Source organism: Kineococcus aridisoli (genome assembly GCF_050871885.1).
GTDB lineage: Bacteria > Actinomycetota > Actinomycetes > Actinomycetales > Kineococcaceae > Kineococcus.
The window spans coordinates 17,043-29,226 of record NZ_JBJLSF010000061.1 but is presented as its reverse complement, the minus strand read 5'-3'; the positions used below and the strand labels follow the sequence as shown (position 1 = coordinate 29,226).

Below are 12,184 nucleotides of genomic sequence, written 5' to 3'. Positions count from 1 at the left end.
TCTCCGCACCCCCCCCCCCCCACGCGCGCCCGCCCCGCCCCACCCCCGCCCCCGCCGCCGCCCCCCGCCCCCCCCCCCCCCCCCCCCCCCCCCCCCCCCCCCCCCCCCCCCCCCCCCCCCCCCCCCCGAGGAGGCCACCGGCGACAGCAGCCGGTGCGCCTCGTGCGCCAGGGGACCGGCCTCGGCCAGCAGCGCGCTCATCAGCTCCACGGTCGCGGGCGGGAACCCCTGCCCGGGGCCTCCCGCGGCGCCCTCCCGCCACCCGGACGTCGCCTGGCTCACGCACCGCCTCCTGACTGTGTCCGCACGGCGCACCGATGGTAAGCACCACAGGGCGACGCGACCGCGCAGCGGGCCCGGCGCGCGGTGCGCACCGCCGCGCGGCGCAGGGCGCTCACGAGCGGGCGAGGCGCTCGGCGGCGTCCTCCCCCAGCGCGTTGCGCACCTCCGCCCGCAGCCCCGGGCGGCGGGCCAGGGTCGGGTCGCCGTCGAGCAGCAGGTCCGCCTCGGCGCGGGCGGTCTGCACCATGGGCAGGTCGGCCTTGAGGTCGGCCACCCGCAGGTCCGACTGCCCGGACTGGCGGTTGCCGAACAGCGACCCGCCGCCGCGCAGGTCCAGGTCGACCTCGGAGAGGTGGAACCCGTCGGTGGACTCCTGCAGCGCCTGCAACCGGGCCACGCTGTCGGCGGAGGAGGCCCGGCCGGTCAGCAGGCAGTGCGAGGCGTGCCGACCGCGCCCGACGCGGCCGCGGATCTGGTGCAGCTGCGCGATGCCGAACCGGGCGGCGTCCACGACGACCATCACGGTGGCGTTGGGGACGTTGACGCCGACCTCGATGACGGTGGTGGCCACCAGCACGTCCAGCGCCCCGTCCTTGAAGGCGGCCATCGTCGCCTCCCGCTCGGTGCGGTCCTGCTTGCCGTGCACCAGGCCCAGGCGCAGGTCGGCCAGCGCCCCGGCGCCCAGCTCCTCGAACAGGCTCGTCGCGGCCTGGGCGGCGAGCTTCTCGTTGTCCTCCACCAGGGAGGCCACCACGTACGCCTGACGGCCCTGGGCGACCTGCTCGTGGATGAGGTCCCACGCCTCGGCGTGCTCGTCGGCCGGGGACATCTCCTCCGGGATCCACCGGGTGGCGATCGGGGTGCGCCCGGGGGGCAGCTCGTCGAGGACGGTGACCGCCAGGTCGCCGAAGACGGTCAGCGCGGCGGTGCGCGGGATGGGGGTGGCGGTCATGATGAGCATGTCCGGCACGCTGCGCCCCGCCCCGTCCGGGCCCGTCGCGTCCGCTCCGGGCAGCGGCGCCCCCTTGGCGCGCAGCGCGGCGCGCTGCTCGACGCCGAAGCGGTGCTGCTCGTCGACGACGACCAGGCCCAGGCGGGCGAACTCCACGTCCTCCACGAGCAGGGCGTGGGTGCCCACGAGGACGTCGATGCCGCCGGCGGCCAGCTCGGCGACGATGCGGCGGCGGTCCTTGACCCTGGTCTTGGAGCCCAGGAACTCCACCACCAGCGGGCGGCCGTCGGCGCGGGTGAGGCCCTCCAGCCGCTCGACCAGCTCGGTGTGCAGCTGGGTGGCGAGGATCTCCGTGGGCGCCATGAGGGCGCCCTGGTAGCCGCCCTCGACGGCCGTGAGCAGGCTCAGGGCGGCGACGACCGTCTTCCCGCTGCCTACGTCCCCCTGGAGCAGGCGGTGCATCGGGTGCGGGCGGGTGAGGTCGGTGCGGATCTCGGCCAGCGCCCGCTCCTGCGCGCCGGTCAGCGGGAACGGCAGCGCGGCCAGGAACGCCCCGGTCAGCTCCCCGGTGGGGGCGTGACTCACGCCGGTCTCGGCGGCCGTGGCGTGCCGGCGCAGCCCCAGGGCGATCTGCATGCGCAGCAGCTCGTCGAAGGCGAGGCGGTCCCGCGCCCTGGCGGCGAGCTCGAGGCTGTCGGGGTGGTGCACCTGCCGGTAGGCCTCGGCGCGGTCCATCAGCTCGTGGCGCTCGCGCACCTCGCCGGGCAGCGGGTCGCTGAGCTCGCCGAGGCGGCGCACGGCCTCCATCGCGGCCGAGTGCAGGTCCCAGGTGGTGACGTTGGACTTCGCCGACTGGTTGTAGACCGGCACGATCGGGGCGGGGTTGTCGCCGATGGGGTCCATCAGCGGGTTGGTCATCTGCAGGACCGGCCGGCCCGAGCGGGGGGTGTACGCCTCGACCTTGCCGTAGATCGACACCTCGTCGCCGGGCCGGTAGCGGCGCACCAACCACGGGGAGTTGAAGAAGGTGACCGTCAGCGCCGCGGTGCCGTCGTTGACCTGCACGCGCAGCAGGCGCTTGGTGCGGTCGTACTGGCCCACGGAGTCGATGCGCGCCAGCAGCCCGATCGTCTCGCCCACGTGCTCGCGCAGCGCGCGCACCGGGATGACGCTCGAGCGGTCCAGGTAGCGCAGCGGCACGTGCATGAGCAGGTCGTAGACGCTCTCCACGCCGAACTCGGCCAGCCGCTCGGCCAGCGAGGGCGTCTTGCCGCGCGCCTTCTTGGCCCGCACCGCGTGCAGCTCGGTGACGGGGACCCCGCGCAGGCCGTCCACGGTGCCGTCGTAGCGCAGCGGCGCGTCCCGCTGCGCGGCCAGCGCCTCCACCTCCGGGTCGAGCACCAGCTCGTGCCGGGCGGCGAAGCGGACGACGTCGTCGACCTTGTCGACGGCCGCCACCCAGCACCCCTCGGTGCCGTTCCAGCGCGCCGCGCACAGGCGCTTGACGTCGGCCTGCAGCGCGGGGGTGTGCTCGAAGCGAATCGCGATGACCTGCTCGGCGACCTCGCCGGGGGTGCCCGGCGCCGGGGCCGTCGCGGCCACGGTGACGTCCGGGGGCGCCGGGGAGTCGGCCACCGCGCGCAGCGCCTCGCGCGCCCCGCCCAGCAGCTGCACGCGGTGCCCGGTCAGCGCCCGGCGCAGCGCCAGCGCGGTGCGCCGCGTCAGCGGCAGCAGCCAGGCCCCCTGCCCGTCCCAGGTGGCCCCGGGCAGCTCGCCCAGCGCCGTGCGCAGCGGGTGCGCCGCGTCCACCGCGCACACCACGGTCCGCTGCGCCGGTCCCAGCGGCTGCTCGCGGACGGCGACCTGCACGGCGCTCAGCGGTGCCGGCTGCTCGCCGGTCCCGGACGCGGCCCCTGCGGCACCCGCGGCGGCGGCGGGCGGGGGCGTCCCGGGCGCCGGAGCGGTCGGCGGCGGCGTGCCGGTGGGGAGCGCCGCCGCAGCGGCGGGCTCAGCGCTCGCGGGTCCGGCGGTCGCGGGTCCGGCGGTCGCGGGCCCGGCGGTGGCGGAGGGCTCGGGGAGCAGGTCCGCGTCCCAGCCCGCGGCCTCCAGCTCGGCGCGGTAGGGCCCGGTCAGCAGCCCCCAGCAGCGGTGGGCGACCGCCGCCGTCCACTCGTGCACCTCGGCGGCGAGCGCGGCGGCGACGAAGGAGGCGTCCCGCGGCTTGACGGCCGCGGCGTCGAGGGCGGCCAGCGCCGCCCGCAGCTCCTCCCGGCCGGCGGGCCGCGCACCCGCCGTCGGGGCGCCCGCCGTCGCGGGGTGCTCCAGCCGCGCGGGGTGGCCCGCGTGCGCGAAGGGCTCCGGCCCGGTGGCCACCTGCGGTCGCGGGGCGGGTGGCCGGACCGGCTGCGGAGACGGCCGCCGAGCCGGCTGCGGGGCCGGGTGCGCTCGCGGGGCGGAGACGGGCAGGGAGAAGAGCTCGTCCTGGTCCTCGTGCCTGACCTGACCCACGCCCGCCGCACCTCCGTCCCGCCGTGGACCGTCCGCGCCCGCCGCGGCACCTGGGCCGGGCGGCGGCGGGCTCCCCCGGCACGATAAGGGACGTTTCGGACAAGTGTTCGGAGGCGTGCCGCGCCGGTGCCGGCGCGTCGGCCCCGCCTGCGCCCGCCGGCCGCGGCTGGCACGCTGCCCGGTGTGGGACCTGCTGCGGGCGGCGTGCACCGGGGGCGCACCGGCGCCGGGAGCGGCACCGACCCCGTCGCCGACCCGGTCCTCGTCCCCGCGCTGCTGTGGCCCACGCGCTCCCCGGACGCACCGGCACCCGGCGAGGGCGCCGCGGTCGACGGTCGCGGCTGGCTCGCGGCCGCGTCCCACGCCGAGCTGGTGCTGGCGATGGGGAGCGCCGCCTCCTTCCCCGGCCACCGGGGGCTGCAGCGGCCGCTGCGGCCCAGCGCACCGGTCGTGACCTGGCTGCAGGAGCAGCGCGCCGCGGCGGCGGGCACCGAGCGGGAGGCGGACCTGGAGGCAGTGCTCGTCCTCGGCGGGTGGCGGGCGGTGCTGCGGCGGCGCCCGGGCGGCGGGCTCGACGACGGCCGGGCTACCGCGGCGGACCCTGCGGCGGACCCTGCGGCGGACCCCGCGGCGGCGGGCTCCGGCGCCCCGCGCCCGGGGCTGACCCTGCGCGTGCCGGGGCGGGCCGCCCTCGCCTGGCTGGCGGCGCACCGCCGCGGGCCGCTGCTGGACTTCACCGCCGCGCGCCACGAGGGCGCCCACAGCGCCCACCGGGGCCCGGAACCGGGGACTCCCGTCGTCGACGACGTGCTGGTGGCCTTCCAGGGCAGCTGGCCCGCCGAGCACGGCACGCCCGAGCACCGCACCGCCGCCGGGGTCCACCGCGAGTACCGCCGCCGCGCCGCCGAGGCCGGGCTGGACCGCCCCGGCCGCCCCCTGGACGACCCGCGGGCCGAGGCGCACCGCTGGAGCACCGACACCGACGACGATCCCGGTGACGAGGATGCCCCGCCGCGCTGGCGCGACCTCGGCGCGTACCTGTACGGCCGCGGGGCCACCGAGCTGATGGGCACCGCGCGCGCCCTGGCCTACCGGCGGGCCGGGGTCGGCGCCGAGGAGGCCGTCGCGCTGGAGACGGGCGGGCGGCCGCCCAGCGACGAGCAGCTGGAGGCGCTGCGCGCGCTGCGCGGGAGGTCCTGAGCGTGGACGAGCGCCTGGAGCGGTTCCTGGCCGCGCACGGCGGACCGGGTGCCGCGCCGACCGGCCCGGACGCGCTCGCCGCGGCGTGCCGGGACGCGCTGGGCGCCGACGGGGCCGTCGTCGCCGTCGCGGCGGCGGGGCGGTGGCGCCTGCCGGTCGGCGTCAGCGACCCGGTGGCCGGCGCGGCGGAGCGCTGGCGGTTCACCGTCGGGGAGGGCCCGAGCTCCCGGGCGGAGGCGGGCGCGGAACCCGTCGTGGCCGACGAGGCGCGGCTGCGGCGCAGCTGGCCCGCGCTGCACGACCAGCTGCGCCGCCACACCGCCTTCCGCAGCGCGCTGGCCCTGCCGCTGCTCGCGGGCGCCGCACCGGCGGGCACCCTGGACCTGTACTGGCGCGGTCCGCGGGCGGCGGGCGGCGTCGACCTCGCCGCGGCGCAGCGGGTGGCCTCGCTCACCGCCAGCCGGCTGCTCGCCCCGGCGGGCACCGGGGCGGCCGGTCCCGCCTGGCTGGACGCGCCCAGCGCCCAGCCGCGCCAGCGCACGTGGGTGGCGATCAGCATGGTCACCCAGGTGCTGGGCCTGGACGACGCGGACGCCCTGGCCGTGCTGCGCTCCCACGCCTACGCCCGGGACCGCACGCTGGAGCAGGTGGCCGACGACGTCGTCGCGGGACGCGCCTCCGTCGGGGCGCTGCGCCGTCCCGCCGAGGACTGACGCGGCACCCCGCCCCGCGGGGCGGGAGGCGCTCCCGCTCAGGTGGCGGCCGGCGGGGCGGTCCCGCCGGCCGCGCGGGCCGCGGCGGCCGCGGTGTGGGCGCGGCTGGGGATCTGCGTGGCCAGCTTGCCCCCGGAGACGTCGACGAGGGTGCCGGTGACGTAGGAGGCGGCGTCGCTGGCGAGGAAGACCAGCAGGTCGGCGACGTCGTCGGCGCTCTCCCAGCGCCGCAGCGACAGCGTGTCGAGCAGGCGGTCCTGCTCCTGCGGCGCCATGTCGGCGAAGCCGTTCATCGCGGTGGGCACCATGCCGGGCGCGTAGGCGTTCACCGTGATCCCCCAGGGGCCGAGCTCGGAGGCCAGGACCCGGGTGAACTGCACGACGGCGGCCTTGGAGGCGGCGTAGGCGGCGCTGCCCACGCTGGGCACGATCGCCGCGAACGAGGCGGCGTTGAGGATGCGGCCGCGCCCGGCGCGCTTCATGACCTCCGCGACGGCCTGGCTGACCAGGAAGGTGCCGCCGGCGTTGACGTCCATGCAGCGGCGCCAGCCCTCCCAGGTCAGCTCGGCGACCTGGCCCTCGACGTTGACGCCGGCGTTGTTGACGAGGACGTCGACCGTGCCGTGGCGCTCGAGCACCGCCTCGACCGCCCGCCGCACCGAGGCGGGGTCCACCACGTCGCAGACGACCTCGGTGACCGGGTGCCGCCGTCCCGAGTCCGCGTCGGGCAGCAGACCGGAGGCCGTGTCGGACCCCGCGCCGGACGAGGCGCCGGACCTCGCGTCGAAGGCCACGTCGAGGGCCACGACGCGGGCGCCCTCGGCGGCGAAGCGGGCGGCGATCGTGCGCCCGATGCCGCGGGCGGCGCCGGTGACGACCACCACCCGCTCGGACAGGTCGAGGTGCACGGGACCTCCTGGTGGCGGACCTACGATCGGCGGGTGGACACGGCGAGTAGATCCGGTGCGGCGCGCGCCCGCAAGGTCGTCTGGGTGACCGGCGGCGGCAGCGGCACGGGCCGCGCGGTGGCCCTGGCGGCTGCGGCCGCCGGCTGGGACGTGGCCGTCAGCGGCCGCCGCGCGGCGGCGCTGGAGGAGACGGCCGCCGCCGCCGCCGAGCGCGGGGCCGCAGCCATGGCCCTGCCGCTGGACGTGCAGGACGGCTCCGCGGTGGCGGCCGCCCGCACCGCCGTCGTCGAGCGCTTCGGCCGCCTGGACGCGCTCGTGCTGGCCGCGGGGCTGAACACGCCGCGCCGGCGCTGGGACGACCAGGAGATGGCGGTCTTCCGCGACGTCGTCGCCACCAACCTCACCGGCCCGGCGAGCGTCGTCGACGCCGCCCTGCCCGACCTGCGCGCCAGCGGGGGCGTCGTCGTGGTGATCTCCTCCTACTCCGGCTGGACGTTATCCCCCGGCGCGGGCGTGGCCTACTCCGCCACCAAGACCGCGCTCGGCTCGCTGGTGCGGACCCTCAACGACCAGGAGGGCCGGCACGGGGTGCGCGCCTGCCACCTGTGCCCCGGGGACATCGCCACCGACTTCCTCGACCAGCGCCCTGAGGTCCCCGACGCCGCGGCCCGCGCGAGCATGCTCACCGCCGACGACGTCGCCCGCACCGTCCAGTTCGTCCTCGACAGCCCGCCCCACGTGCGCGTCGACGAGCTCGTCGTCTCCCCCGTCCGCCGCTGATCCCCGCCGCGGCCGGCGCCCGGCGTCGAGGCCGCCCGTGCCGTCGCTGTGGCGGGTACGGGCGGTGGGCTGGCGCGCTGAGGTTCCGATAACTGAAAATCTCGTGGTGTCTGGGGCGCTGCTCCACGCTCTTCCTCCGGGTGGCTGCGGTGGCGGGCCTGCCGACGGGTCGGGGGCTCAGGGCCTGGGATCCAGGACCCGGCGCTCCGCCACCGGTCGGCGCCGACCGGCCGCGTTGCCCGCGTACGCAGAAGGCCCTGACCAGCACGAGTGCTGATCAGGGCCTTCTGCGTCGCTGTCTCAACGAGTGTCCGAGGGGGGACTTGAACCCCCACCCACTATACGTGGACTAGCACCTCAAGCTAGCGCGTCTGCCTATTCCGCCACCCGGACGAGTGGTGCTCGCGCGGGCCCGGAGGCCGTGGCGAACGAGGAAAACCGTAGCACGGCACGCCGCTCGCCCCGGACACCTGGGCCGGTCGGGGGACCTGGCGTGCACCGCCGCGGCGGGCGTGCCGATCCCCCCCGGGTGATGCGCGAACCGCTGCCCGCACCCCGCCGCCCGCTGGGGGTGGCCGACGTCGAGTCCGACCCGGTCGCGGCCGCCCGGGCCCTCGTCGACGGCGTGGAGCGGGTGGTGCGCGGCCGGCGGGCGGCGGTGGAGCTGCTGGTGTGCGCGGTGCTGGCGCGCGGGCACGTGCTCGTCGAGGACGTGCCCGGCAGCGGGAAGACCACGCTGGCCGCCACGCTGGCGGCGTGCGTGGGCGCGGGAGCCGCCCGCATCCAGGCCACGGCCGACCTGCTGCCGGCCGACGTGACGGGCTCGGGGGTCTGGCACCCGGCCTCCGGTGAGCTGCGCTTCGTCGCCGGGCCGCTGTTCGCGCCCGTCGTGCTCGTCGACGAGCTCAACCGCACCTCCCCGCGCACCCAGTCGGCCTTCCTGGAGGCCATGGAGGAGCGGGCGGTGACCGTGGACGGGGTGCGCCACCGGCTGCCGGAGCCGTTCGTCGTGGTCGCCACCCAGAACCCCCTGGAGGAGCACGGGACCTACCCGCTGCCGGAGGGGCAGCTGGACCGCTTCGCGGTGCGCCTGGTGCTGGGCCCGCTGGAGGAGCAGGTGGAGCGGCAGGTCGTGCGCGAGCAGCTGGCCGGCAACCGGCCGGAGCGGCTGGAGCCCGTCCTGGAGCTCGCGGGGCTGCTGGCGCTGCAGCGGGCCGCGGCGGAGGTGCACGTCGCCGAGGCCGTGCTGGACCTGGCCGTGCGGCTGACGCGCAGCACCCGCACCGACCCGCGCGTGCTCGTCGGGGCGGGCACCCGCGCCGCGATCGTGCTGGTGCGCTGCGCGCAGGCGCGGGCGCTGCTGGCCGGGCGGGGGCACGTGCTGCCCGAGGACGTGCAGTCGCTCGTCGTGCCGGTGCTGGCCCACCGCCTGCGGCCGGCGCCGCAGCCGGGGGCGGACCTGTCCGGGCACGGGTCGCGGACCCTGCTGCAGGAGCGGCTGGCGGTGCAGCTGGCCGCCGACGTCCCCGTCGCCCTGCGCCGGTGAGCACCCCCTCCCCCGCACCGGGCGCCCCCGCACCGGGCGGCCCGGCGGCGGTCGCGCTCACCGGTGTCGAGGCCGGGCGGGCGCTGCGCTGGCGCGCGGTGCTCGGCAGCAGCAGCGGCCCGGTGCTGCTGCTGCTGTCCTTCGGCGTCGGCAACCGCTGGCTGGGGCTGCTGGCAGCCCTGGTGCTGGCCGCGACGGCCGTCGCGGTGTGCACGCTGCCGCGGGTGGCCTCGCTGGCGGTGTCGGTGCGGGTGCCCGCGCGCACCCGCGCCGGTGAGCACGTCGAGCACGTCGTGGACGTGGTCAACCACGGCTCCCGGCCCTGCCCGCCCACGGTCGTGCACCTGGCCGGCGACGGCTTCGCCGACGTGCACGCGACGCTGCCCGCCGTCCCGGCCGGGCAGGCCGTGCGCCTGGTGCTGCCCCGGCGGGCGCTGCGGCGCTGCGTGAGCACCGGGCCGCTGGTGCGCGTCGAGGGCGCCGACGCCCTCGGGCTGCTGACCACGCACCGGGCGGCGCTCGTGCCGGCGCTCGTGCACGTCCACCCCGCACCCGCCGCCGCACCCGCGCTGCCGCCGCCGCCGGTCGCCGGCACCGACGACGTGGCCGGTGTACGCCCGTGGCGGCGCGGGGACCGGCTGTCCGCCGTGCACTGGCGGGCCAGCGCCCGCCGCGGCGGGGCGGGGCAGCCCGGGGGCGGCCTCGTCGTCGTCGAGCGCGAGGCCGAGCCCGCCGGGCCGCTCGTGCTGGTCCTGGGCGCGGGAGCGGGCGCGGACCCGGGCGCCGACCCGCAGGCGGACCCGGAGGCGTGGGAGCAGCTGCTGGCCGCCGCCGCGACGCTGGTGCTGCGCGAGGGCGCCGCCGGCCGGCGGGTGGGGGTGCTGGCCGACGACCCGCTGCGGGAGGGCGCGGGCGCCGCCCGGGTGGTGGAGGGGGCGGCGGCCCTGGACGCCCTCGCCGCGGCCGGCGACCCGCGGCCGCTGGGGCAGCGCGCCGCGGTCGCGCGGCGGCTGGCCGGCCGCGGCGGGCGGGTGCTCGTGGGCACCCCGCCGTCGGCGTGGCGGGAGGCGCCGTGAGCCGCTGGCGCGCACCGGGCGCCGGGAGCGCCGGGAGCGCCGGGAGCGCCGGGAGCGCCGGGAGCGGTGACGCCTACGCCACCCACGCCCCCGCGACGGCCGCCTGGAGCTGCGCGCTCGTCGCCGTCGCCGCGGCGGCTCTGGCCCTGGTGAGCACGGCGCAGCTGCCCGTCGGCGGTGCGGTGTGCGCGTTCGCCGCTCTCGTCGCGGCGGCGGTGGCGCGCAGCCGGCGCGCGGCGCGCACGGCGGGGATCGCCGGGGCGGCGGCGGTGGCGGCGTGGGCGCCGGGCGTGGTCGCCGACGGCGGGTTGCCGGCGCTGTGGCCGGTGGCGGCCCTCGCGCTGGCGGTCGGGCAGGTGAGCACCGCGACCACGCTGCGCGCGCTGCGGCTGGTGCTGGGCCTGACCGTGCTCGTCGCGCTCGCCGCGGCGGGCATCGCCCCGGCGCCGGCGCTGGCCGGCCCGCTCGCGCTGGTCTGGGCGAGCGTCCTGGCCGGCTTCGCGCTGTCGGTGCCGCACCGCCGCGCCGACGCGGCCCAGCGCGCCCGCGGCGCCCGCGCGCTGGGCGCGGCCGGGCTGGCCGGCCTGGTGCTCTTCCTGCTGCTGCCGCAGCCGGACGGTGCCGCCCTGCCCGGGGGCGGTCTCGGCGGGGACGGCCCCTCGTCCGGCGGTGCGCGCACCGGCGGCGCGACGGCGGCGCGCACGGCGCAGGCCTACGCGGACGGCGTGCTGGACCTGGACGCGCGCGGCCGGCTGCCGCTCACCCCGCTGCTGTCGGTGCCGGCGGACTCCCCCGCGCTGTGGCGGGCGGCCGTGCTGGACACCTACGACGGGCACGCCTGGAGCGCGGCGGGGGCGGGGACGGCCTGGTACGAGCGCACCGGCGCCACCGGTGGGCAGCCGCGCTACGTCGCCGACGCCGAGGACGGCGCCGGCGCGGGGCAGCGCACCGACACCGTCGAACCGCTCGGCGACTACCCCGCGCTGGTGTCCGCCGGGGCGCCCGCGGCGCTGGCCACCGGGGCCGAGCTGGCACCGACGGCCTCCGGCGCCCGGCTGCGGCCCGCGCACAGGCCCTACGTCGTCACCTCCACCCCGGTGCCGACGACGGCGGACGGCTCCCCCGCGCCCGCGGGGAGCACGAGCACCGCTCCGGCCGCACCCGCCGACCCCGCCCGCTGGCTGCAGCTGCCGTCCTCGCTGCCGCAGCGGGTGCGCGAGCTCGGCGCGCGGCTGGCGGGCCCGAGCGCCGGGGACCCGGTGGCGGCGGCCCGCGCGGTCGAGCAGCACCTGCGCACCAGCGCCCGCTACTCCCTGGACGCCCCCGTCCCGGACGCCGACGAGGACTCCGTGGCGGAGTTCCTGTTCACCGACCGCATCGGCTTCTGCGAGCAGTTCGCCGGCGCCGAGGTCGTGCTGCTGCGCAGCGCGGGCGTGCCGGCGCGGCTGGTGACGGGCTTCTCCGGCGGCCAGCCGGCGGCGGGGGACGCGGCGCGGCGGGTGCTGCGCTCGGCCGACGCGCACGCCTGGGTGGAGGTGTGGGTGCCCGGTCAGGGGTGGACGTCCTCGGACCCGACGGCCGGCGCACCGCTGGTGGAGGGCGGAGCCGCCTCGCTGCCCGGCCGGGTCTGGCAGCGGGTGCAGCAGCGGGTGGAGGCGCTGCTGGCCGACGAGCGGGCGCGGTGGCTGCTGGCCGCGGCCCTGGTGGCGGTGGCCGCGCTGGGCGCCGGGCTGCTGCGGTGGTGGCGGGTGCGGCGGGCCGCCCGCGGCGGGGGCGGCCCGGGCGGCGCGGGTGGTGCCGGCGGTCCGCGGGACGGGCGCCGGGACGTGGTGACGGCGGAGCTGATGGCGGCGCTGGAGGGCTGGGAGGCGGCGCTGCCGCCGCCGCTGCGCCGGCGCGCAGCGGAAGGGCTGTCGGCCTGGGCCGGGCGGCTGGGCGCCGGGGCGCCGCAGGTGCCGGGGACGGCGGTGCTGGAGGTGGTGGAGCGGGCGTGCTTCGCGCGGCGGGTGCCGCCGCCCGCGCAGCTGCGGGCGGCGCGCGAGGAGCTGCAGCACGCCGGCGCGGCGCTGCTGGTGGCGGCCCGCCGGGGCGCGGCGAGCGGCGGTTGACCCCGGCGGCCCGGCGGGTGCGGGTGCGCAGGGTGCGGCAGTGGCCACCCTCCGGCACCGGGAAGGGCTCGCAGACACCTGTCGGACACCCCGGGAGGCACCTCGGCGGGC

Annotated in this window: 8 protein-coding genes and 1 tRNA gene; 6 read left to right on the top strand and 3 right to left on the bottom strand. The window is 79.4% G+C overall.

The annotated features are described in order from the left end of the window. Nucleotides 1-394: 394 nt before the first annotated feature. Nucleotides 395-3,742 carry an ATP-dependent DNA helicase RecG gene (recG, locus tag ACRYM2_RS16020; RefSeq protein WP_432523436.1) on the bottom strand — a complete coding sequence of 1,116 codons (3,348 nt, stop codon included), beginning with the start codon at nt 3,740-3,742 and terminating at the stop codon, nt 395-397. 183 nt (nt 3,743-3,925) lie between these two features. Between recG and ACRYM2_RS16015 the strand changes: the two genes are divergently transcribed. Both ACRYM2_RS16015 and ACRYM2_RS16010 read left to right on the top strand, forming a co-directional pair. Further along, nucleotides 3,926-4,942 (top strand): hypothetical protein, encoded by a 1,017-nt coding sequence (locus ACRYM2_RS16015; RefSeq protein ID WP_432523435.1) that lies wholly within the window; start codon nt 3,926-3,928, stop codon nt 4,940-4,942. Between the two features lie 2 nt (nt 4,943-4,944). Continuing rightward, on the top strand, nt 4,945-5,655 hold the full coding sequence (locus ACRYM2_RS16010; protein ID WP_432523434.1) for an ANTAR domain-containing protein: 711 nt from the start codon (nt 4,945-4,947) through the stop codon (nt 5,653-5,655). Nucleotides 5,656-5,693: 38 nt separating this feature from the next. On the opposite strand, the gene ACRYM2_RS16005 is transcribed toward ACRYM2_RS16010, so the two are convergent. Continuing rightward, nucleotides 5,694-6,563, bottom strand: a complete 870-nt coding sequence (locus tag ACRYM2_RS16005; protein WP_432523433.1) for an SDR family NAD(P)-dependent oxidoreductase — start codon at nt 6,561-6,563, stop codon at nt 5,694-5,696. A gap of 33 nt (nt 6,564-6,596) precedes the next feature. Between ACRYM2_RS16005 and ACRYM2_RS16000 the strand changes: the two genes are divergently transcribed. Continuing rightward, a complete protein-coding gene (locus ACRYM2_RS16000) occupies nt 6,597-7,343 on the top strand; it encodes an SDR family oxidoreductase (RefSeq protein ID WP_432523432.1) in 747 nt (248 codons plus the stop codon). Between the two features lie 308 nt (nt 7,344-7,651). Here the strand turns inward: ACRYM2_RS16000 and ACRYM2_RS15995 are convergent. After that, a tRNA-Leu gene (locus ACRYM2_RS15995) sits at nt 7,652-7,736 on the bottom strand. Nucleotides 7,737-7,875: 139 nt separating this feature from the next. Between ACRYM2_RS15995 and ACRYM2_RS15990 the strand changes: the two genes are divergently transcribed. Genes ACRYM2_RS15990 through ACRYM2_RS15980 form a run of 3 tightly spaced genes read left to right on the top strand, consistent with a single transcriptional unit; the run spans nt 7,876 to nt 12,073 of the window. Next, on the top strand, nt 7,876-8,889 hold the full coding sequence (locus tag ACRYM2_RS15990; RefSeq protein ID WP_432523438.1) for an AAA family ATPase: 1,014 nt from the start codon (nt 7,876-7,878) through the stop codon (nt 8,887-8,889). After that, nucleotides 8,886-9,965 (top strand): DUF58 domain-containing protein, encoded by a 1,080-nt coding sequence (locus ACRYM2_RS15985; RefSeq protein ID WP_432523431.1) that lies wholly within the window; start codon nt 8,886-8,888, stop codon nt 9,963-9,965. The genes ACRYM2_RS15990 and ACRYM2_RS15985 overlap by 4 nt, the downstream gene beginning before the upstream one ends. Beyond that, nucleotides 9,962-12,073, top strand: coding sequence for a transglutaminase-like domain-containing protein (locus ACRYM2_RS15980; RefSeq protein ID WP_432523430.1), 2,112 nt, complete (start codon nt 9,962-9,964; stop codon nt 12,071-12,073). The genes ACRYM2_RS15985 and ACRYM2_RS15980 overlap by 4 nt, the downstream gene beginning before the upstream one ends. The last annotated feature ends 111 nt before the right edge of the window (nt 12,074-12,184 follow it).

Bases quoted from the DNA above. Each gene is read 5' to 3' on its own strand.
- ACRYM2_RS15990 (WP_432523438.1), top strand. From the start codon at position 7,876: ATGCGCGAACCGCTGCCCGCACCCCGCCGCCCGCTGGGGGTGGCCGAC.